Consider the following 20993-nt stretch of genomic DNA (forward strand, 5'->3'; position numbering starts at 1 on the left):
TGGTCTCATCGGGCCAATTCCGCCGCGATACCGCAGGACTGCTGTCCATCCGGCCCGGCACCACCTCCAGCAATTGGAAACTTCTATCACTGGGCATAGGAGCAGACATAGAAACTCACACCGTCATAAAATCAGACGTGCAAATAATCCAACTCAAGCCAAAGCGTCAGACGGGGGCGCCTTGGCGCTTACCGCCGGACAGGGTAATCAAGCAGACGAGCGAAACGGCGGGGTATTGGCACGATTGGGCTCGGGGGCTGGGCTCATAGCCAAAACCCCTTGAGCGCCCGGGCGTGATCGGGCTAAGAGGCGGCTTCCTATCCCGCAGTCAGGACAGATCGCCATGAGCCGCAAGGAATTCGACGCTTCGCGCATGCGGCGCATGAAACGTATCGCTGGACGTCATGGCCTCACCATTCTGACCAGCGAAAAGATGAAAGTTCTCGGCCAGCCGGGCGGTCACGCTCTACGCGACGACAAGACTTTTTCAATTGTCTTCGGGGACATACCCAAGCCGTTCTCGGCGAGTCTCGACGATATCGAGGCCTACATTGAAAAGCTTGAGGCGGGGGAAGAGTAAGCGAGCCTGACCTTTCTGGCAACCGCTTCAATGTCCCGGCCTGGGCCATTCCGTTATTTATTCCGTAACGGGAATCGGCACACACTGGTTACGTAGGCACTCGAGAGACGTTCATGGTTCTCTGAAACGCTGAACGGCCATTGATTGCTTGGATCGCGTTTTCGAACCGGGAAGGTGGTTATCACGTTCCCCGGAAACGCTCTAATGGAGGCGCGTACCGTGTTTACCCTGATCAACGCCGACGCCGACGAAGACGACGCTGAAATCACCGATCCCCAAGAAATCGCAGAATTGTTCGCAGCCATCGCTGCTGTAGCAATTGAGACCATTGGTGCCGCCAATGTCCGCGAGCTTTTTGATGCGGTCGTCGAGCAGGAGGGTCGTGATCCCAATTAGAGATTTGATTTTCAAACGACGTGCCGGATTGACGATCTGACACCACCATTCGGCCAAGCGCCGAACCTGCTTCCCGCCTTGACGGAGTGTGTGTGCGCACTTCGCCAGGGCGGCAATGGACGGAAGGCAGATTTGACCGGTCAAGCTCATATCTCGCCCGAACGGCCCATGCTGCAGCCCCTTGGCGATAGCGCACTTCTCGTCCGCTTCGGCAGCCATCTCGATGAAGCTGCCAACAGCCGGGCGATAGCCTTCGCGAAAGCTGCTCAAGCTAAGCCCATCGACGGTGTCGTCGAAATCGTCCCAAGTCTTGTGTCGGTTCTCATCCGATACGACCCAATCATCTCGCGCTATCAGGACATCGCCGGCACGGTTCGGCTGCTTCTCGGCCGCAACCAATCTAGCGCTGATGGTCGCGAGTGGCGGCTCCCAATCCGCTTTGGCGGCGAGAACGGCCCCGATCTTGATGAAGTCGCAGGTCTCCTCAAAATGTCACCCGCGGCTTTCATCAGCCATCATAACGCAACCCCGCTTCGCGTCCTGGCGACCAGCTTCGCGCCGGGCTTTGTCTATTGCGGATTTCATCCAGAGGCGCTGGTGCTGCCGCGTCGCAACTCTGTGCGGCCACTGGTTAAGGCGGGGAGCGTTCTCTTCGCCGCTGGACAAACCGCGATTGCCGCCACCGATATTCCAACCGGCTGGCACGTGATCGGCCACACCGCCTTCAGCAATTTTGACCCCACGGCGGTCCCGCCTACACAGCTCAAAGCTGGCGATCGGCTGATCTTCGAGGCCGTGTGATGGTCGCCAGCATTACCATCGAGCGGGCAGGGCCGCTCACGAGTATCCAGGATGCCGGCCGGTTTGGCCATCTGGCAGACGGCATCAGTGCTTCCGGCCCGATGGATCTTGCAGCGTTCCATCGTGCCGGATTGCTGGCGGGTAGCGGAGGCCAGGCGGGGATCGAATTTTCGATGCTGGGCCTCGATCTCCGCGTGGACGACGGCACGCTCAGCGCCGGCTGGGACGGTGGCCACTTCGATGTTTTTCTCAACGACACGCCGCTTATCTGGCCTGGTCACGCCGACCTGCACCCCGGAGACAGGCTGCGTATTAGTCCGGCCAAGGCAGGCAATTATGGCTATCTCCGCTTCGGCGGCGAGATCGATGTGCCCGAGATCATGGGGAGCCGGTCGACGAGCTTGAGAGCAAAGCTTGGCGGGCTGGATGGACGCGCACTGACCGCTGGCGATCGGCTGCAGATTTTTGGCTCCTGCGCCGAGCCGCAACTGTTGGCGCCAATAATTCGAGAGGATGGCCCGATCCGTTTCATCTGGGGGCTGCACGCCGAACTGTTCCCTTTGGATCTGCGACAGAAATTCGTAACCGAAGCGTTCCGAATTACCTCGATGATGGACCGCATGGGCGTGCGGCTGAAGGACGAGGCCGGCGTCTTCGCCAATAGCCAAATTCTCTCTCTGGTCTCCGATCCGGTTATCTGCGGCGATATCCAGATTCTCGGCGATGGCACGCCGATCGTTCTCGGCCGCGATCATCAGCCGACCGGCGGCTATCCGCGCATCGGCACCATAATTTGGGCTGATCTTGACCGTTTCTTCCAGCTCAGGCCCAATGCACAAGTCATGTTCCAATCGGTTGGACTTGACCATGCGCAGGCGCTGTTGCGGAGCGGAACGCAATGATCACCGTGGATCTCAACGCCGATCTCGGCGAAGGCATGGGTACAGACGATGACCTGCTCGAACTCGTCTCGAGCGCCTCGATCGCCTGTGGCGGTCATGCCGGCGATGCGGCGACCATCCGGCACGTGCTCAAACTGTGCAAGGCGCGCGGCATTCAGGCTGGCGCACATCCGGGATATCCCGATAAGCCGCGCTTCGGTCGCTTTCGTCTTGTTATGCCGCTCGACCAGCTGATCGGTCAGGTTCGTAACCAGATTTTCCTCGTGCGCCATATCGCGAGCGAGGTGGACATGCCGCTGTCCTATGTGAAGCTGCATGGGGCCTTGGCCAATCAAACCGCTGAAGAATTGGCCATGGCCGTCGCGATTTTCGCCGGCATCCAGGCCATGGACCCCAAGCTTGCTGTGCTGGCACTCGACAATTCCGAACAGGTCCGCGCGGCGAAGGCCGTTGGCGTGCCGCTGATCCGCGAGGCCTACGCCGATCGCGCCTACACGGCCAAGGGCCTGCTCGTTCCGCGAAGCGAGGACGGCGCAGTCATTCATGATGTCGACGCTGTGGTCGAGCGCTGCCTGCGGCTGGCTAAAGCCGGAGAGATCGTTGCGATCGATGGGACTGTGCTGAGGTCCGGCGCTCGCTCGATCTGTCTTCATGGCGATACGCCGGGAGCGGTCGAAATGGCGCGTGAGGTGCGCGAGGCGCTTGAAGGTGAGGGGATCGGCATCGCGCCGGCGCCGCTCGAAATGGAGTTACCCTGGGCCTCTCGGGAGGGAGAGGGTGAAATCGGCATCATGCCTTTGGGACCGAAAGACCCAGGGTAATTTTTTGGGCGTTCAGGCCCGTTGTTTGCTCCGGTCGTCACCACCGGGCTTGTCCCGGAGGTCCATTGGATGGCGAGATGGATTATCCGGACAAGCCGGGCAATGACGGCGGTCGGGCAAGGCCGAAGGCCTTAAATTGCCAGATACTCATGCCGTAGTTCGGCGTTATCGAGCACCTCCTTGGCCGTGCCGGCAAAAACCACTTCGCCGGTGTCGAGAATGACGGCCCGATCTGCCAGCTTTAGCGCCGCAACTGCATTTTGTTCGACGATGATTGTCGTGATCCCTAGCGGCTTGATCGAGTGGAGGATGCGCTCGATTTCCTGCACGATGACCGGGGCCAATCCTTCGTAGGGCTCATCGAGCAGCAGCAGCTTGAGGTCCCGCGCCAGAGCACGGGCGATCGCCAGCATCTGCTGCTCGCCGCCCGAAAGGGTGACACCCTCCTGCGTGCGACGCTCGGCAAGGCGCGGAAAACTCTGGTAGATCTGCTCAAGGCTCCAGCCGTTGCCCGGCGCAACCTTGGCGAGCGTCAGGTTTTCCTCGACCGTCAGGCCCTGAATGATCCGGCGATCCTCAGGTACGAGCTGAATACCGGCGCGCGCCGCCTCAAAGCTCTTCATCTGGTGGACCGGCGCGCCATCGAGCCAGATTTCGCCTTGCCGCATTTGCGGGTTATCGGTCCGGGCAATGGTGCGCAGAGTGGACGTTTTGCCCGCGCCGTTGCGGCCGAGCAAAGCGAGGATCTCTCCCCGCCGCACATCGAGCGATACGCCTTGGACGATATAGCTCTCGCCATAATAGGCGTGCATGTCGCGTACCGAAAAGAACGGGCGGGTGGTTTCGATCTCGCTCGCCTGGCGGATGGTCGTATTTGCGGTCATGGCAATAGCGCTCATCAGTGGGCTCCCCCGAGATAGGCTTCCTGCACTTTGGGATTGCCTCGCACCTGATCCGGAGTACCATCGGCGATGATGCGACCCTGCGCGAGAACGGAGATCTTGTCAGCGAGAGAGAAGACGACATGCATGTCGTGCTCGATGATGACCTTGGTCATGCCGCGCGCCTTGATCTTCTTTAAGAGTTCGATCGTCGTATTGGTATCGTGGCGGCTCATGCCGGCCGTCGGCTCGTCGAGCAGCAGCAGGCGCGGATGTTGGATCAGGCACATGGCCAATTCCATGCGCCGCTTGTCGCCACGGCTGAGGCTACCGGCCAGCATGCCACGCCGATTGAGCATGCCGACGTCTTCGAGCATGTGTTCGGCCTCGGCGCGGATGCCAGTTTCGCTCTCGAGCGAGCGCATCATGTTGAGCGTAAACATGCCGTCGCGCTTGGCGAGCGCGGGGATCATCACATTGTGCAGTACCGAAAGGTCGGCAAAGATTTCCGGGGTCTGGAACACGCGGGCAATGCCGAGCTGGTTGATCTGATAGGGCTTTTTGCCTGTAAGAACGTTGCCGTCGAACACCACCTGGCCGCTTGATGGCGCGAGCTTGCCGATGATGACATTGAGCAGTGTCGATTTGCCGGCTCCGTTAGGACCGATGATCGCGTGGGTCTTGCCTTCCTCGATCTGGAGATCAATGTCCGAGAGGGCATGGAGGCCGCCGAAGCGCTTGTGGACGTCGGCAACGTGAAGAACGACGTTTGGATTGGCCATGGTGCGATCCTACTCTGCCGGTTGGGTTTGCGGGGCGGTCTTGGCGCCCGATGAGCCGGAGCGGCGGAAGAGGGCCGCGACACGCCGTACGCCCTCCATGATGCCGCCGGGCAGGAAGATCACGACGATGACGAAGGCGAGCCCCAGCGTCAGGTGCCAGCCATCGCCGACGAACTTGCTCGTGACTTTGACGAGGACGTCGGCAACGCCTTCGGGCAGGAAGCTCCAAAAGCGGGCGAGGATGTTGTCGTTGAGGGCAGACAGGATGTTTTCAAAATATTTGATGATCCAGGCGCCGATGACGGGCCCGACCAGCGTGCCGACGCCGCCGAGAATGGTCATGAGGACGACTTCGCCCGAGGCTGTCCATTGCATGCGCTCGGCGCCTGCCAGTGGATCGGTGACGGCGAGGAGGGCACCGGCTAGACCGGCATACATGCCCGAGATGACGAAGGCCGACAGCGCGTAAGGACGGGTGTTGAAGCCGGTAAACTGCATGCGCGTCTGGTTTGATTTGATGGCCTTGAGCATCATGCCAAAGGGCGAGCCGGCAATGCGCTGGGCGATGAAGAAGCCGAGGATCAGGAAGCTGGCGCAGAAGTAGAAACCGGCATAGCCGGAGAGCTGCTGACCAAGAAGATTGGGCACAGGCTGACCGACAAACCCTTGACCCACGGCTGCGTCGAGCACGCGCGGATCGTTGAGCGTAAGCTGCAGCCCGGTTTCGCCATTGGTGATCGGCGTCAGCACCGAATAGGCGAGATTATAGCTCATCTGCGCAAAGGCGAGCGTGAGGATGGAAAAGTAGATGCCCGAGCGCCGAAGGCACAGAAAGCCGATGACGAGGGCGAAGAGGCCGGAGATTACGACCGCGAAGATCATGGCCGGGATAGCATCGAGCGTCAAAAGCTTGAAGGACCACACGGCGGCATAGGACCCGACGCCGAAGAATGCGGCGTGGCCGAAACTGAGATAGCCGGTGAGCCCAAAAAGGATATTGAAGCCGACGGCAAATATCCCAAAAATCATGAAGCGCTGCAGCAAATCGGGATAGCCGGCGCCAAAAGGCGCCAGCCAGATCGGCATGGCGAGGACGACAAGGGAAAAACCGGCGAAAAGCAGAAGGTCGTTGCGGGACATGAATTTTGGCATGTCAGGCCTCCATTACGCCGCGCCGGCCAAAGAGGCCGCGGGGGCGAACGAGTAGAATGATGACCGCCACTAGGTAGATGATGATCTGGTCGATGCCGGGAAACACGGCTTTCACCTGGTTCATCGAGGCGGAGGACTGGAGAATGCCGAGCAGGAACCCCGCGGCAACGGCGCCGGGCAGGGAGCCCATGCCGCCCACGACGACGACCACGAAGGAGAGGACGAGGAAGTCCATGCCGAGGTGATAATTGGGTGGGAGGAGCGGCGTATACATGACGCCTGCCATGCCTGCGACGACGGCGGCCAACCCGAACATGATGGTGAAGCGCCGGTCGATATTGATGCCGAGAAGCCCGACCGTTTCGCGATCCGCCATTCCGGCACGGACCACCATGCCGAAGGTGGTGAATTGCAGGAAAGCGAAGACCCCGCCGATGACGACCGCGGCGAAGACGAAGTAGACCAGCCTCCAGATCGGATAGGTGATGATATTAGCCTGCATGCCGAGAAAGGCGCCGATATCGGCAGCGCCGCGGAGATCCGTCGGCATCGGTTGCGGGATGGGGTTGGGCCCGTAAACGGACTTGATGACTTCCTGCGCGACGATGGCGAGGCCGAAGGTGACGAGGATCTGCTCGGCATGGCTGCGCTTGTAAAAGTGCTTGATGATGCCGCGCTCAAGCGCGATGCCGACGACCAGCATGATCGGAATGGTGATGATGATCGAGAGCGGCACGGAGTAATTCACCAGCACCGCACCAAAATCGCCGAACCAGGCCTGGACCAGCGGCTCGCGTATTTCGAGCGGCGAGCCCCAAGGCGAGAGCTTTTCGGGATCGACCGTCACGGTTTCCATGGTGAGGAACATGCGCACAGTGACGGCGCAGAAGGCGCCGAGCATGAAGAGCGCGCCATGGGCAAAATTGACGACGCCCAACGTGCCAAACACCAGCGTCAGGCCAAGAGCGATCAGCGCATAAGCTGCGCCCTTATCGAGGCCGTTTAGAAATTGAAGAAAGATGACTTCGAACATCGGATGCTCCAGGTCGACCGATAGGCACTAAATCTCCCGACGTCGTCACCGCCGGGCTTGTCCCGGCGGTCCATGGTCGCGGCGGCATCCCGTGGATTGCCGGGACAAGCCCGGCAATGACGATAGTTGAGAGTGGCTATTGTCTTATGCGCACATCGGTACCGGTTCGGCTTCGCCAAGCTCGCCGCCGAAGATCGCCGGATCATAGGCCACCGTATCCCGATCGATTTCCTGGAACACGTTGAGCACGTCGAACTCGCTCGTCGGGCTTTCATTGCCCTGAACGACCAGCACCGATTTGATGCATTGGTGATCGTCCGCGCGATAAACCGTCGGGCCATTGCCCATGCCGTCGAATTCAAAACCTTCGAGCGCCTTGATGACTTCAGGCGGATAGAAAGTGCCGGCGCGTTCGACGGCATCTGCGTAGAGCAGCGCTTGCACATAGGCCGTGTGCGCGGCCTGCGATGGCGGGGAGCCATATTTGGCGCCGAAGCTTTTGGTGAAGGCGATCGAGCCGGGGTCCTGCAGGTTCCAGTGCCAGTTCGAAGTGCCGAAAATGCCCTTGACGCTTTCGCCGGCGCCTTTTGCCATCAGCTCGGAAATGAGCGGCGTGACGATCTGGAAATCCTTGCCGTTGGCCTGGCGGTCGCGCATGCCGAACTGCACGGCCTGGGTGAGCGAATTCACCATGTCGAGGCCGTAGTGGTTGAGGATGAGGACGTCGGCACCGGAATTGAGGATCGGCGTCAGATATTGCGAATAGTCGGTTGCGCCGAGCGGCGTGCGGACGGCAGCGACGGTTTCCCAGCCGAGACCCTCAGTGGCGTTCTTGATCGATTCTTCCTGCGTCCAACCCCAGGTGTAGTCGGCAGTCAGGTGATAGGCGCGGCGGTCCTTGCCGTAGGCATCCCCGAGAACGGGCGCGAGGCCGATACCGGACTGGTAAGCGTTGAAGAAGTGACGGAAGCCGTAGCGTCGCTTGTCCTTGCCGGTCGTGTCGTTTGAATGGGTGAGGCCCGCCATGAAGATGACGCCCATTTCCTGGCAAAGGCCCTGCACGGCGATTGCTTCGCCCGAGGACGAACCACCGGTAATCATGATGGCGCCATCGCGCTCGATCATGCGGGTGGCGCCGGCGCGGGCCACATCGGACTTGGTCTGGCTGTCGGAAGACACATAGGTGACCTTCTTGCCCAAAATGCCATTGCCCTTGAGCGCCGAAGGCTGGAGCACGTTCAAGAGCCCGCCATCGCCTTCGCCGTTGAGATGGGCGATCGCCAGTTCATAGGCCTTCTGCTCGTCGGCGCCTTCTTCTGCATAGGTGCCAGTCAGCGGCAGGTTGAGCCCGAAGACGACGGTGTCGCCGGTGGGGTTGTTGCAGAACTCCTGGGCCCAGGCGCCCTTGGTGAAAACGAGAGGGGCGACGCCGGAACCGATGATGCCGGCCATGCCGGTCTGCAAGACACGGCGACGGGACAAGCCACGCTTCAAAATAGTCATTGATCTCCTCCTTACGCGCGGGCCACCGGTACATTGCCGGAGCCTCAGCGCTGCCCGATATTGCCCCATTTGAAAACGCTCGCAATATCCCATTGTAATCATTCGATTATTCTGTAAATACTTGTTCTAGATTGACTGTCTTTCAGTCAATTCGTTTGCAAATCGCAGTTTCGGGGAGGGAACAGCGATGCGGGCGCCGATTGGTTTCCGGATATCCAACCGCAGGAAATCGCTGGGCATTTCCCAGGCGGCGCTGGCGCGTCTTGCTGGCATTTCGCCGAGCTATCTCAACCTGATCGAAAACAACAAACGCGACGTCGGCGGCATCTTGCTGCAGCGGATCGCTCAGCAATTGCGCATTGAGCTTTCCGATCTCACGGGCGATGACGAACAAAAGCTGCTGCAGGATCTGGAGGAGGCCTATGCCGATCCGGTGGTCGAGTCGCTGCGCTTCCAGCCCGAGGAACGCCGCCATCTCGTCGCGCAGTATCCGGCGAGTGCAGCTGCTATCGCGCGGCTACACCGAGCCTATACCGGCGCCGTCGCCAATGCCGATACCTATGCCGATCGCTTGCGGTCCGACCCGCTGCTCAGCCAATTGCTGCACCAAATCCTGTCCGGCATCACGGCCGTTCGCTCGAGTGCAGAAATTCTAGAGGACGTTCCCGATCTCGACGATGCCGAGCGCAAACGCTTTGTCGACGCTATTGGCCGTGAGGCACGGGCCTTAAGCGATGTGGCGCGGAGCCTCATCGGACAGTTCGAAAGCAGCAGCAAGGTAATGGGCAAGGCATCAGCCTTGCGGGAGATCGATGATCTCATCATCGAGCAGGAGAACTATTTTCCGATGCTTGAAGCTGTTGCGGCGGACCTGCGGCGGGAGCTGGAGAGCGAAGGTGCATTTGGTCCGGCGCTGTTCGTCGAAACGCTGGAACGCCGTTTTGGCGTCACCACACGGATTGGCGGCGATAGCGGTGTCACCGAATTTCCGGGTCAATATCGCTTCGATGCCAGCGCTCGCGTCATGTGGTTTCAGGGCTCGACCACGCTCGCGACGCGCCAGTTCCAACTTGCTCGACTGCTCGGCGAACTCAGTGCCGCCGACGTGCTGCGCGAAACCCTCGATGCGGCCATGCTCACCCGACCGACCACACGACGCTTGGCGGCGCGGGCGCTGGGCTCCTATCTCGCCGGGGCCATCGTTTTTCCCTATGGCGCGTTCCACGAGGCCGCCGAAACGCTGGCCTACGACATCGACCAGCTGCGCCAGACGTTTAACGGCAGCTTCGAACAGGTCGCCCATCGGCTGGTTTCCTTGCGCAAGCCTGGCCAGGAGGGCGTTCCCTTTGGATTCCTGCGGTCCGATCCCGCGGGGCGCCTCACCAAGCACTTTCCGTTGCCGGGCCTCTTGCTGCCGAACTCGGGCCACGCCTGTCCGCTCTGGCCGATCTACAGTGCCTTCCGTCACCCCGAGACGCTCCAGCGCCAGGTGGTTCAATTCACCGATCGCTCGCGCTATCTCTTTCTCGCGCGCTCTCTGCAGCGCCGCGCGGGCGCATTCCAGGAACCGGCGACGCATATCTCGATCATGCTCGCCTGCGATGTGCTCCACGCCGATCGCACGGTCTATGCGCGTGGCCTCGATCTCGCCGACCAATCAGCCGATTTGCCCGTTGGCCCGACCTGCCGGCTCTGCACGCGAAAGAGCTGTCCGGCGCGGCAGGAGGAAATGCTGACGCCGGGAGAACAGCGCTCAGCTACGCGCCAGCCGTTGATCCCGCAAGAATTCGGCCTTGGCGATTCCGGCTGATTGCGCTTTAGTGACGCAGCTTACGGAGGGGAGGCCGCAGGCGAGGGGGGAGATTTGGCTATCGATATCCTGATTGCCGAGGATGAACCGTCGATTCTCGAATCGCTGGATTTCATCCTGCGTCGTGCCGGATGGAGCATCAGTTCTGTCACCGATGGCGACGCCGTGCTCGATGTCGTGCGGCGGCTGCAGCCACGCATGCTGGTGCTCGATGTGATGCTGCCCAAGCGCAGCGGTTTTGACATTCTGAAGCATCTGCGCGCCGATGCGGATACTGCAAACTTGCCCGTCCTTATCCTGACTGCAAAGGGCCAGCAGCAGGATCGACGCACTGCCGAAGAACTCGGCGCCAATGGTTTTGTGACAAAACCCTATTCCAATGCCGAGGTGGTGGGCGCAGTGCGCAGCCTTCTGGGTGAAGATGCCCGACCGGCATAGGATCGTCGGCGGCATGTTCCTGCTGACGGCAGGCGGGCTGTTGTTGCTCGTGCCGCCGCTGGTGCATGTCTTCAATCACGACATTGCCGTCTTCGGAGTGCCGCAGATCGTTTTCTACCTTTTCGGCGTCTGGTTGGCGCTGATCGCCGGCACTGCCTGGCTGACCAACCGCATCCCCGTTGAGCCGCGGCAAGAGGAGGGCGAGGGGTAATGCTGTCGGCCGATTTCGTCATTGCCACCGCCATCGGCTATGTCTGTCTGCTCTTCGTTCTCGCCTATATCGGCGACCGCCGCGCCCGCATCAATCAGCGCTCCTGGCTTCATTCGCCCGCGGTCTATACGCTCTCGATTTCGGTCTATTGCACCAGTTGGACCTTTTACGGTGCCGTGGGAAATGCTGCCCGTAGCGGCTTGGAATTCCTCACGATTTATCTAGGCCCGACTATCGTCTTTGTCGGCTGGTATTTTCTCCTGCGCCGCCTTGTCCGTATCGGTCATCTCTATCGCATCACCTCGGTCGCGGACCTCTTGTCGTCCCGTTTCGGCAAGTCGAGCCGGCTCGGCGTGCTCGTTACCTGTATCGCGGTTATCGGCATCGCGCCCTATATTGCGCTGCAGTTGAAAGCGGTCACATCGTCGATCCAGGCCGTCGCCGGCTCCTCCGAGTTCGGCCAGGGTAGCCTCCGCGGCATCGACGATGTCGGCCTCGCGCTCGGCGTCGCCGCCGGCATGGCGCTCTTCACCATCCTTTTCGGAACGCGCCACGTCGACGCTAAGGAGCAGCACCATGGCGTCGTCGCCGCCATCGCTTTCGAGGCGGTCGTGAAACTGGCGGCGCTTGTCGCCGTTGGCATTTTCGTCCTCTATATCGGCGGCGGGTTTGAAGGCATTTTCAGCCAGGCGGCAGCGCGTGGCGTCGTGGTTGACACTTCAGCAAGCTTCGACAGTCGCTGGATCACGACGCTGGTCCTCTCCATCGCGGCCATCGTCTGCCTGCCACGCCAGTTTCAGGTCACGGTCGTCGAGAACTCGAACGAAAACCACCTCCGCGTCGCCGGTTGGGCCTTTCCCGCCTACATGTTCCTCATGAGCATCTTTATCCTGCCGATCGCCATCTTTGGGCTCACGGTGATGCCGGCCAACGCCAATCCCGACATGTTCGCGCTGACCCTGCCGCTGGCCGCAGGCCAGAACGGTCTTGCGCTCTTTGCCTTCATCGGCGGTTTTTCCTCGGCCACGTCGATGATCATCCTCGAATCCATCGCTCTATCGATCATGGTCTCAAACCACATCATCATGCCGCTGGTGCTGCGCTTCAGCCGCCCGCAATTCGGCGAGGGGCAGGGCATGAGCCGGACGCTTCTTGTGGCGCGGCGCTTCTCGATCATGCTGATCCTCTCGCTTGGATTTTTCTATTTCTTCTTCACCCGCGATTCCAACGCGCTGGCGCCGATCGGCCTCATCTCCTTCACTGCCATCGCCCAATTCTTCCCCGCGCTCCTCGCCGCCATCTTCTGGCGCGAGGCATCGCTGAAAGCGGTTACGGCCGCTATCCTTGCCGGTTTCGTCACCTGGGCCTGGTGCTGCTTTTTGCCGTCGTTCGAATCCGTTTCGCCCGCCGTCTCCCAGCTTCTCGCCGAGGGTCCCGCAGGCATTTCCTGGCTGCGGCCCGAGGCCATGTTTGGCCTAGACGGTTGGGACCCGCTGGCCCACGCCGCCTTTTGGAGCCTTTCGCTGAATGTGCTGACGCTGACCTTGGGCTCGCTGCTGACGACACCCTCCGCCCTCGAGCGCATCCAGGCCGCCGCCTTTGTGGATGTGTTCAAGCGCCCGAGCCTTGCTTTGCGCGGCGTTGCGCCCGGCTCGGCTACCGCGACCGATCTCTATTTTGTCGCGGAGCGTGTTCTCGGCGAGCGCCGCGCCGCCGCGCTCTTTGAAGTCGCCGCGCGCGAACGTGGTATCGACCCGGTCCTCCTTGAACCAACGCCAGAATTCGTCGGCCGCCTCGAGCGCGAACTGGCCGGTTCGATCGGCGCTGCCTCGGCCCATGTCATGCTCTCAAAAGTCGTCGCGGGTGCCGACGTGTCGCTCGAAGAGATGATGCAGATGGCCGACGAAACTCAACAGGCCATCGAATATTCCCAGGAGTTGGAGCGCACCTCGGCCGAGCTTCGGCTAACCGCCCAAAAACTTGAAGACGCCAACCAGCAACTCCGCCAGCTCGATAGCCAGAAGGATGAGTTTTTGAGCCAGGTGAGCCACGAGGTGCGTACGCCGATGACCTCCATCCGCTCCTTTTCGGAGATCCTGCTCGATGGCGATCAACTCGACGAAACTCAGCGCCAGCGCTTCGTCTCGACGATCCATCAAGAAAGCCTGCGCCTCACAAAGCTCCTCGATGAAATCCTTGATCTCTCGGCGCTTGAGCGCGGGGAAAAGAACTGGACGAGCGAGGCACTGGATGCCGACGCCGTGCTCGATCGCGCGATCTCCGTTTGCGATGCGCTTCTGCGCCAAAATGCTATCAGGCTAGATCATGGCGAGCGGGCGGGCCGGACCATGATCGAGGGCGATCCCGATCGGCTCTGCCAAGTTTTCATCAACCTGATTTCGAACGCTGTGAAATACAATACTTCGCCCGATCCCATGGTTCGCATCACCTCGGCCGTGCGCGCCGGAAATTTTGTCGCGGAAGTGGCTGACAACGGTCCCGGCATCGCCAAGGGCGAGCGCAAGCTGATCTTTGAAAAATTCTCGCGCGGCCGGCGTGGTGCCGCCGATCAGTCAGGAGCGGGCCTTGGTCTCGCTATCAGCCGGCAGATCGTCAAGCGCATGAATGGCACGCTCGATCTCGCCCCTAGCACATTGCCCGGCGCCTGCTTCCGCCTTCGGCTGCCGGTCATCAAGGGCTAGATCACGCGCCGCCCTCGTCAGGGATGTTGAGGATGTGGCCGCAGGCTTTGCAGTGAACCGCGTCGGGCTCGTGTTTCGAAAGGCCGCATTGCGGGCAGGGGAAATGCACTTTGGCGGGCCGGAAGATCAGTTGCGCCAGGCGAACGAAAAGCGAAATGCCCATCAGCATAACCGCGATCGAAACGATTTTGCCGAATGTGCCCGGGAGGGTGATGTCGCCGAAACCGGTCGTCGTCATCGTCGTGACCGTAAAATAAAGCGCATCGACATAGCCCTCTATGCCCGACTCGTCGCTGACGAAGGCGGTGTAGACGAAGCCGGTGACGACGAAGATGAAGACGAGCAGATTGATGACGGCTTGAACCGTGTCCCTATATGCGCCGAGGTGATGCTTGTTGAGCGGACGCCAGACGATTGGCGATTTGCTGAGTGTCCAGAGCCGAAGGATGCGCAAAAAGCCGAGGTTGAACAGCCAGGCAGGCGCCAGAAGCGTTACCAGGATGAAGATGTCGATGATGACCGGGAGTTGCTGCAGCCAGCGCAAGACATGAGTTGACGCCAGAGCCCGCGCGACAAGCTCAAGAAACACCAGCGCCGCGATCGAATAGTCGAGCCACAAGAAGTAGTCGCGATCTTTAAGCAGCGGACTGGCGATAAAGAAGACGATGATGGCGAGATCGACAATCAGCACCGTTGCCTGGAAGCGCAGGGCCCCGGGCTGCTGGCTGTGATAGAGAATGCGAAGGCGTTTGCGCAATCTAGCAAGCCATGCCGGCTGCCTGGTGGTCTCAGGAGGATCGATGGGCGTGGTCGTCAGGGCCGGTACCTCATTGGCCAGGTTAGGCCGCCAGTGCTAATTGCGCGTTGGAGGGCGGATTACAAGCTCATTGCCGCCGCCATTCGTCGGGCTGAGCTGTTGTGCAACGCCTGAATCTTGCGCCGGTTGCGTGCACTGCGACGTGCCGTTCACCCGGAAATTGGGGAAGAGCGGCGATTGAAAACGGGCATAGCGAAACTTCTGGCTGAGCGCCTGGTGTTTTGGGTCAGCTTGATCGATGACGATGCTGTCGCCGCGCTCGGCGATGCCGAGTTCGCAGCGGACGGTGATGTCCGTGTAATTTGAGCCGGCACAGAGACGCACGGCGCCTTCGTAGAGGAGAAGCTCCGTGCGCTGGGGCTGGACGTTGAAATCGAATTTGGTGCCGCGCACGGCGATCGGAGCAGTTGGTGTCTTGATCGAATAGGCAGGCTTGGGGCTTCTGCCGGTGTTGAACCGGAAATTGTGGGCCCAGGCGTTGAGGGCAAACTTATCGGTTGTAGTGCCGATGATCAGTGCGTTGCCCGGCCCGACGACAAGTCGCGTTCTATCGGAGAAAATAATCTGAACCTGACCGGAAGGGCCTGTCACGATCTGCTCGCCAAGCGAGACACCGGCGCCGACAGCGAGAATACGGTCAGTGCCAGAGAAGCGCGCAATCGCGTCTGAATCGACTCCGACAGCCTGGCCATGGGCCGCGCTCGCAGCACCCGACAGGACGAAGCTGACCCCGAAATGCAGAAGTGCCGCAAACCCACGTCGCCGCATGACCCTCTCCCAACAGCTATTTGTGGCGCCAAGCCGGCTGCTTTTACGTGGCCTAGAAAATGGACGAGTCGTTGGAAATGTGCTGCTTCGGCCCTGAACCGGGGCTACAGGTTGCCCGAAAAGTTCTGTCGCGCTATGAGCAGCGCCACCACGCACCCCCGCCGCGATCGGCAGAAGGAGCTCCATGAAGCTGGCATTCGTCATCCCCGCCTATAACGAGGAAGCGCTGATCGGCATGTGCCTGGAATCCGTTCTTGCCGAAATCAATCGCTCGGGCGTCCCTGCCGATATTATTGTGGTCAACAACGCATCGACTGATCGGACCGGGGAGATCGCGCGCAGCTATCCGGGCGTGCGCGTCGTCGATGAGCCCAAGAAGGGTCTTGTAAACGCGCGCGACGCCGGGTTCGCGGCCAGCGAGGGCTATGATCTCATTGCCAATATCGACAGTGATACGATCGTGCCGGAAGGCTGGCTGACGACGGTGATGCGAGAATTCGGCAATGATCCAAAGCTTGTCTGCCTGAGCGGGCCCTACATCTACTATGACATGGCGCCGCACAATCGGTTGCTGATCGACATGTTCTACGGTCTGACCTATCTGATTTACCTCCTCAACCGTTTTGTGCTGCGGGTCGGCTCTGTGGTGCAGGGCGGCAATTTTGTCTTCAAGCGCGATGCGTGGGTCAAGGTCGGTGGCTATGACCGGTCCATCGAGTTCTTTGGCGAAGATACAGACGTCGCCGTGCGTCTGTCGCGGGTTGGCGGCGTCAAGTGGACTTACGGCCTGAAGATGAAGACCTCTGGCCGGCGCCTCGAAAAGGAAGGTGTCTTCCGCACGGCGGCGACCTATACGCTGAACTTCTTCTGGGTCACCTTCCGCGGCAAGCCAGCAACCATGGAATACAAGGACGTCCGTAAGGATTGATCGCCGTTCGTCAGCGTTTTCGTTCGCTTTTTGCGCAATTGCTCCTAGGATAAGTCTTGGCCGCAAGGGGGCGGCCAGAGGCGCGACGGATGACAATCACCTCGCATCTGCCTGTGGTCTCGCCAGCGCACTCGGCGGCAACGCTGCGGGCGCTTGCGCTGTTGCCGGGGCAAACGATTCAGGGCCGCGTGCTTGGACCAGGCCTTGATGGCGCGACGCTGGTCCAAGTTGGCCTGCAGACCATGTCGCTATCTCTTCCCATGACCGCAGCTGACGGCGCTACGCTTACTCTATCGGTACAACAATCCGAGGGGCAGTTGAGGCTGGCTCTTCTAGATGTTCGCCAGCCACCGGTAGGGGTCCAGCAGGCGGCAACGAGCGTTGAGATCTCGCAGCGACCAGCGGTAGCTCAGGGGCCTCTAACCTATGCTCCGCCTGGCGGCTTCTCTAGTGCGGCCCAGGCCGCAACAGGACCGCAGGTAATAGCTGGGCTAGGTGCTGGCGCAACAACGCCTGGTACCGGATTCTCCACTCCAGCGCTTCCTGCCGGCACGCAGGTGACGCCAGCGCTTGCCGCTGCTTCTCCATCAGGCGGTGCTGCGCAACGACCCGGTCTATCGCCATATGGCATGCCTTCGATGCCATTACCGTCGATCAGTTCGCCTCAGTCCCAGGTCAATGCTTTGATGCAAATGGTGCAACAGGCCTTGCCAACGCAATCCAGTATTGGTTCTGTGATGGGAATGCTGAATGCCCTCTCTGCCCAGGCTTTGCCGGAGCCGGTGATGCGCGCCGCGAAGCAGCTCTTCGAAAATCAACTGGTCGCCAAAGATGGCAAGATCAACGCGGCTGCGCTGAAGACCGCCATCGGGATATCCGGGATCTTTCAGGAGGCGAAACTAGGGCAGGGCAAGCCAGAAGCAGCGACGGCTGATACGAAATCCGCGCTGCTCGCCATGCGACAGGGATTGGCCCAGTGGCTTGGCGATCAAACGCCCATTGCCCAAATAAAGCAGCCCCTACCGCCGCTCAAGCATGCCTCTCCGCGGGCTAAACTTCCAGAATTGGCTTTGGAAGAAATGCCAGCCGATGCCGAGGAGTTCGGCCGCCTGCTCCTTGATCGAACCGAAGGTGCGCTAGCGCGATTGCGGCTCCACCAGCACGCTTCGCTGCCCGATGCCAACAAGCCCGGCGACCAGCAGTGGAATCTGGACCTTCCTTTAGCCTATGGCTCGCAGCAGACAGTCCTTTCCCTCCAGATCGAGCATGACGGTGGCGGGGATCCGTCACGAACGGATGATCGGGGCTGGCAAGTGCGCTTTGCCGTTAACCTGAAGGGTCTTGGGGAGATCGGCGCACAGGTTTCGCTGCGCGGCCAGAATGCCGGCGTTCTCCTCTGGGCAGAAGAAGGCGCGACAGCCACCCAGCTCTCCTCAGCTATCGACGAGCTGCGCACCGATCTCGAACGAGCGGGTTTGACGCCTGGCGCTCTTGTGGTCAGGCATGGCGCGCCAGGCGACGCCATGAGGCCTGGTTCGACCGGTCAGTTTCTGGACGCTTCACGATGACTGAAAATCCCAATCCGAACCAGCTCGCGGTCGCACTGCAATACGATCAGGCGCAAGACAGAGCGCCGCGCATTGTCGCCAAAGGCCGGGGGCTGATAGCCGAGCAGATCGTGGCAATCGCCGAGCAAAACGGCATCGTCATCGAAGCTAACCCAGTGCTTGCCGGAGCTTTGAGCCATATTGAACTGGACGACACCATTCCGGTCGAGCTCTACGAGACCGTCGCCGCGGTCATTGGTTTCGTCCTGCGGCAGAGCAGAGCTGCCGGTTGGACAGCAACCGAAAGCGAAACAGACTGAAGCAACTTCCATTGCTTAAGGATGTTGCTTTTCCCATGTCCACTAAGGGCACGGGAGATCATCATGCTAAGGCAGGAAGACCAACAGGCGATCGAGGATCTGTTCGAGCGCTTGCGCAACGTTGAAGGGCAGGGTGGCCCGCGCGACGCGGACGCTGAAGCGCTGATCCGGCAGCGGCTCGAAGAAAACCCTGCAGCGGCCTATTACATGGCGCAGACCGTCGTCGTGCAGGAGGCCGCTTTGCGGCAAGCGCAGGCGCGCATCGAGGCACTCGAAAGCCAGCGGCAACGCAACCACGGCGGGTTTCTCGGTGGCATTTTCGGCAGCGACCGGCCTGCTGCGCAGAGACAGCAAGCACAGCGTGGGCCTTGGGACAGTGGCCCAGATGAGCGCCGACGTGGCAATGAGGGCGGGTTTCTTGCTGGCGCCGCGCAAACTGCGCTCGGCGTAACCAGCGGGGTTCTGCTCGGTAGCGCCATCGCAGGGATGTTCAGCGGCGAAGCAAATGCTGCCGACACCGCAGCGCCGTCAGAGCAAGATCCAGAAGATGCTGGCGACGACACCGGTGGAGATGATTGGGGTGGTGACGATCCCGATGTAGGCGGCGACTTCTAAAGCAGTCGCCCAGTCCTCGGATCGCGCTTTTCGTAAAATTCGTTGCCGCCCGCTTCAAGCACATAATACATGTTGTTGTAGGGGAAGCGCATGCCAGCCGTGTGGAAATGCTGCGCATTCTGCACGCCGGGATGCCGCGCACCGCGCAGCACCTGATCGGCAACCTGTGCAGCCAAAACTGCACCGCTGTCGGTCATAGGCTTGGTCAGCACGCCTTGAGCGAACTGATTTTTCTGTCCGACGACGCCGCAGACGTTTTTGGGATAGCGCGGGTCGTTGAGACGGTTCATGACGACCGTTCCGACCGCCAGCATGCCTTCCGAGCTCGATCGATTGGACTCGAAATACATGGCGCGCATCATGCATTCTTTTTCGCTCATCTGGGCCATGCCAAAGTTGATGCCCAAAAAGCTGCAGCCGCCAAGGTTGGAAGCCAGGACGGCAAGCGCGGTCACTTGAATTGCGAGACGGCCAAGTCGGGCCATGATGCATCTCCGGAGTGTTGCCAAAAAACGGCTCACCCCGAAAATGCACTTTCAGGCTTAAGGAACGCCTGAGAGACTAGGTAAAGAATGTCTTAGCGACGACGGGTCAGCAGGCTGCCGAGCAAAAGTGCGGTTCCGAGGACGGCTATCACCGGGATCGGATCGCGTTGGATTGCCTGAGCGCTGCGCACAGCCTTTCGGCTTGCAACGCCAGCCAGCCAGGCGCCCTGCTTGGCCGCTTCACGGCTCCAGTCGGACACGGCATCGCCAAATTCTTCCGCGATGTCGTTCGCGCCATGGGATACGGCGCGGTTGAGGTGTCGACTCTGCCGACGTAGCTCATGGAGCTGAGCAGCGATCGCTTCAAGGGGGTCTTGGCGGCGGCGCGACACAAAGAGGTCTTCAAGGTGCATGACGGTCTCCCTATTTGTGGAGCGCAACGCCATTGCACAGGCCCAGGTTCCGTGCAGACTGCGGTGCTGCGGGCGGTGGAAAGCCGCAGGATATCAGGGAGAAGGTGAGTACTGCATGAGCAAAAGCGCCCAACGTCTCAACCGGCTGTTTGACAAGCTCGAACGCAAGATCCCGCCAAAGGCCGCGGGACTATTGTCGCGCATCAGACGCCCGGAGGCTCGCTGGATCCGCATTCCGCTTGGCATTTTACTGGTGCTTGGCGGTATTTTCAGCTTCCTGCCGGTGCTCGGGATCTGGATGCTGCCACTCGGCCTGTTGCTGCTCGCAGTCGATCTCATCTTCCTGCAAAGCCCGGTCAATTTCTCGATTCTGCGTGGCAGCCGGTACTGGACGACGTGGCAGCGCAAACGGCGAGACCGCAAGAACGCGCCTAAGTCGTGAGATCGACCTCGCCTCGGGCGAGCAACGTTTCGACGCAATCCACCGCTTGCGCGAGCCGTTCGTCGATGATGTGAAGATACCGCGTCCAGTCCTCGATGCGGCTGACGGCGTCCCGGCCGTCCGAGATGCCACGGAGTCCGAGGAGCGGAACCCCGAAGGCCTGGCAGGCGCGTTTGACCGCGAACGTCTCCATGTCGACCATGTCTTCGACGATCTGATCGAATTGCGGTCCGGTGACGACGTTTCCGCCTGTCGAGAGAGTGGCGGGCGTAAGGCCATTGATAGCGGGCACAAGAGGCAACGTTGGCGGCAAATCGAGAAACGGTGTAGTGCCTCGGGGGAAGCCCAGGGCTGAGGCATCCATGTCTCTATAGGAGACTGATATTGCCTGATAGACGCCGCACTGTTCGAGCCGGTTCGACCCAGCCGAGCCAAGGCATACGACCATTTGCGGCATTGCATCGCGACGCTCTGCGAGCGCCTTGGTTGTGGCAATCGCCGCCTCGACGGGACCGACGCCGATGAAGACCGGATCGATGCGCTGCTTGAGGTGAGCGCCGTACTCTGCGGGTGCGGCCATCAAATATAAAACCGACATGGGTATCCACACATTCTCGCGAGAACGCCGATCGGCATGGCAGCTATG

The 20993-nt window shown here is 60.5% G+C and carries 23 protein-coding genes and 1 pseudogene; 14 read left to right on the top strand and 10 right to left on the bottom strand.

Features of this window, described 5'->3' with window-relative positions:
* The first annotated feature begins 343 nt into the window (after window positions 1–343).
* The 5 genes from VW35_RS14675 (at window position 344) to VW35_RS14695 (ending at window position 3500) form a co-directional block, all read left to right on the top strand.
* The gene (locus tag VW35_RS14675) at window positions 344–580 is read left to right on the top strand and encodes a hypothetical protein (protein WP_046143848.1); all 237 of its coding nucleotides are present in this window, start codon (window positions 344–346) and stop codon (window positions 578–580) included.
* Between the two features lie 219 nt (window positions 581–799).
* Window positions 800–976 (top strand): hypothetical protein, encoded by a 177-nt coding sequence (locus tag VW35_RS14680; protein WP_156385712.1) that lies wholly within the window; start codon window positions 800–802, stop codon window positions 974–976.
* 132 nt (window positions 977–1108) lie between these two features.
* Window positions 1109–1777 (top strand): 5-oxoprolinase subunit B family protein, encoded by a 669-nt coding sequence (locus tag VW35_RS14685; protein ID WP_152662609.1) that lies wholly within the window; start codon window positions 1109–1111, stop codon window positions 1775–1777.
* A complete protein-coding gene (locus VW35_RS14690) occupies window positions 1777–2679 on the top strand; it encodes a 5-oxoprolinase subunit C family protein (protein WP_052951760.1) in 903 nt (300 codons plus the stop codon). Before VW35_RS14685 ends, VW35_RS14690 begins: the two co-directional genes overlap by 1 nt.
* Window positions 2676–3500 (top strand): 5-oxoprolinase subunit PxpA, encoded by an 825-nt coding sequence (locus tag VW35_RS14695; RefSeq protein WP_052951761.1) that lies wholly within the window; start codon window positions 2676–2678, stop codon window positions 3498–3500. The genes VW35_RS14690 and VW35_RS14695 overlap by 4 nt, the downstream gene beginning before the upstream one ends.
* Window positions 3501–3631: 131 nt before the next feature.
* Here the strand turns inward: VW35_RS14695 and VW35_RS14700 are convergent, their stop codons facing one another.
* The 5 genes from VW35_RS14700 to VW35_RS14720 form a co-directional block, all read right to left on the bottom strand.
* Window positions 3632–4384: an ABC transporter ATP-binding protein gene (locus VW35_RS14700; RefSeq protein WP_046143949.1), complete on the bottom strand. Its 753-nt coding sequence runs from the start codon at window positions 4382–4384 to the stop codon at window positions 3632–3634.
* A 14-nt stretch (window positions 4385–4398) separates the two neighbouring features.
* On the bottom strand, window positions 4399–5163 hold the full coding sequence (locus tag VW35_RS14705) for an ABC transporter ATP-binding protein (RefSeq protein WP_046143851.1): 765 nt from the start codon (window positions 5161–5163) through the stop codon (window positions 4399–4401).
* A 9-nt stretch (window positions 5164–5172) separates the two neighbouring features.
* Window positions 5173–6315 (bottom strand): branched-chain amino acid ABC transporter permease, encoded by a 1143-nt coding sequence (locus VW35_RS14710; RefSeq protein ID WP_046143852.1) that lies wholly within the window; start codon window positions 6313–6315, stop codon window positions 5173–5175.
* 1 nt (window position 6316) lies between these two features.
* Window positions 6317–7348 (bottom strand): branched-chain amino acid ABC transporter permease, encoded by a 1032-nt coding sequence (locus VW35_RS14715; protein WP_046143853.1) that lies wholly within the window; start codon window positions 7346–7348, stop codon window positions 6317–6319.
* A 144-nt stretch (window positions 7349–7492) separates the two neighbouring features.
* Entirely contained in the window at window positions 7493–8851 is a 1359-nt protein-coding gene (locus VW35_RS14720) for a substrate-binding protein (RefSeq protein WP_046143854.1), read from the bottom strand.
* A gap of 187 nt (window positions 8852–9038) precedes the next feature.
* Here VW35_RS14720 and VW35_RS14725 point away from each other — a divergent pair, with 187 nt between their 5' ends.
* Genes VW35_RS14725 through VW35_RS14740 form a run of 4 tightly spaced genes read left to right on the top strand, consistent with a single transcriptional unit; the run spans window position 9039 to window position 14012 of the window.
* Window positions 9039–10661 carry a helix-turn-helix domain-containing protein gene (locus VW35_RS14725; RefSeq protein ID WP_046143855.1) on the top strand — a complete coding sequence of 541 codons (1623 nt, stop codon included), beginning with the start codon at window positions 9039–9041 and terminating at the stop codon, window positions 10659–10661.
* 54 nt (window positions 10662–10715) lie between these two features.
* On the top strand, window positions 10716–11099 hold the full coding sequence (locus VW35_RS14730) for a response regulator transcription factor (protein WP_046143856.1): 384 nt from the start codon (window positions 10716–10718) through the stop codon (window positions 11097–11099).
* Between the two features lie 13 nt (window positions 11100–11112).
* Window positions 11113–11310, top strand: a complete 198-nt coding sequence (locus VW35_RS14735; protein ID WP_152662610.1) for a hypothetical protein — start codon at window positions 11113–11115, stop codon at window positions 11308–11310.
* Window positions 11310–14012, top strand: coding sequence for a sensor histidine kinase (locus VW35_RS14740; protein ID WP_046143858.1), 2703 nt, complete (start codon window positions 11310–11312; stop codon window positions 14010–14012). Before VW35_RS14735 ends, VW35_RS14740 begins: the two co-directional genes overlap by 1 nt.
* A 1-nt stretch (window position 14013) precedes the next feature.
* Here the strand turns inward: VW35_RS14740 and VW35_RS14745 are convergent, their stop codons facing one another.
* Both VW35_RS14745 and VW35_RS20705 read right to left on the bottom strand, forming a co-directional pair.
* Window positions 14014–14769 (bottom strand): ion channel, encoded by a 756-nt coding sequence (locus VW35_RS14745; protein ID WP_342017418.1) that lies wholly within the window; start codon window positions 14767–14769, stop codon window positions 14014–14016.
* 96 nt (window positions 14770–14865) lie between these two features.
* Window positions 14866–15597 carry a FecR family protein gene (locus VW35_RS20705; protein WP_052951762.1) on the bottom strand — a complete coding sequence of 244 codons (732 nt, stop codon included), beginning with the start codon at window positions 15595–15597 and terminating at the stop codon, window positions 14866–14868.
* A 184-nt stretch (window positions 15598–15781) separates the two neighbouring features.
* On the opposite strand from VW35_RS20705, the gene VW35_RS14755 reads away from it, so the two are divergent.
* The 4 genes from VW35_RS14755 to VW35_RS14775 all read left to right on the top strand — a co-directional run bounded on the left by VW35_RS14755 (window position 15782) and on the right by VW35_RS14775 (window position 19007).
* On the top strand, window positions 15782–16525 hold the full coding sequence (locus VW35_RS14755) for a glycosyltransferase family 2 protein (RefSeq protein WP_046143860.1): 744 nt from the start codon (window positions 15782–15784) through the stop codon (window positions 16523–16525).
* Between the two features lie 629 nt (window positions 16526–17154).
* Entirely contained in the window at window positions 17155–18093 is a 939-nt protein-coding gene (gene fliK, locus VW35_RS21595) for a flagellar hook-length control protein FliK (protein WP_161796919.1), read from the top strand.
* Window positions 18090–18392: an EscU/YscU/HrcU family type III secretion system export apparatus switch protein gene (locus tag VW35_RS14770; RefSeq protein ID WP_046143863.1), complete on the top strand. Its 303-nt coding sequence runs from the start codon at window positions 18090–18092 to the stop codon at window positions 18390–18392. Before fliK ends, VW35_RS14770 begins: the two co-directional genes overlap by 4 nt.
* A gap of 63 nt (window positions 18393–18455) precedes the next feature.
* Window positions 18456–19007 carry a DUF2076 domain-containing protein gene (locus VW35_RS14775; RefSeq protein ID WP_046143864.1) on the top strand — a complete coding sequence of 184 codons (552 nt, stop codon included), beginning with the start codon at window positions 18456–18458 and terminating at the stop codon, window positions 19005–19007.
* Window positions 19008–19027: 20 nt separating this feature from the next.
* Here VW35_RS14775 and VW35_RS14780 read toward each other — a convergent pair.
* Both VW35_RS14780 and VW35_RS14785 read right to left on the bottom strand, forming a co-directional pair.
* Window positions 19028–19381 (bottom strand): annotated as a pseudogene (locus VW35_RS14780) (cell wall hydrolase); the annotation flags it as partial.
* A gap of 203 nt (window positions 19382–19584) precedes the next feature.
* Window positions 19585–19905, bottom strand: a complete 321-nt coding sequence (locus tag VW35_RS14785) for a hypothetical protein (protein WP_046143866.1) — start codon at window positions 19903–19905, stop codon at window positions 19585–19587.
* On the opposite strand from VW35_RS14785, the gene VW35_RS14790 reads away from it, so the two are divergent.
* On the top strand, window positions 19904–20347 hold the full coding sequence (locus VW35_RS14790) for a hypothetical protein (protein WP_244465912.1): 444 nt from the start codon (window positions 19904–19906) through the stop codon (window positions 20345–20347). The two genes, VW35_RS14785 and VW35_RS14790, sit on opposite strands and share 2 nt — an antisense overlap.
* Here the strand turns inward: VW35_RS14790 and VW35_RS14795 are convergent.
* Window positions 20337–20945: a 5'-methylthioadenosine/S-adenosylhomocysteine nucleosidase gene (locus VW35_RS14795; protein WP_046143868.1), complete on the bottom strand. Its 609-nt coding sequence runs from the start codon at window positions 20943–20945 to the stop codon at window positions 20337–20339. The two genes, VW35_RS14790 and VW35_RS14795, sit on opposite strands and share 11 nt — an antisense overlap.
* Window positions 20946–20993 lie beyond the last annotated feature (48 nt).

The organism is Devosia soli (genome assembly GCF_000970455.1).
GTDB lineage: Bacteria > Pseudomonadota > Alphaproteobacteria > Rhizobiales > Devosiaceae > Devosia > Devosia soli.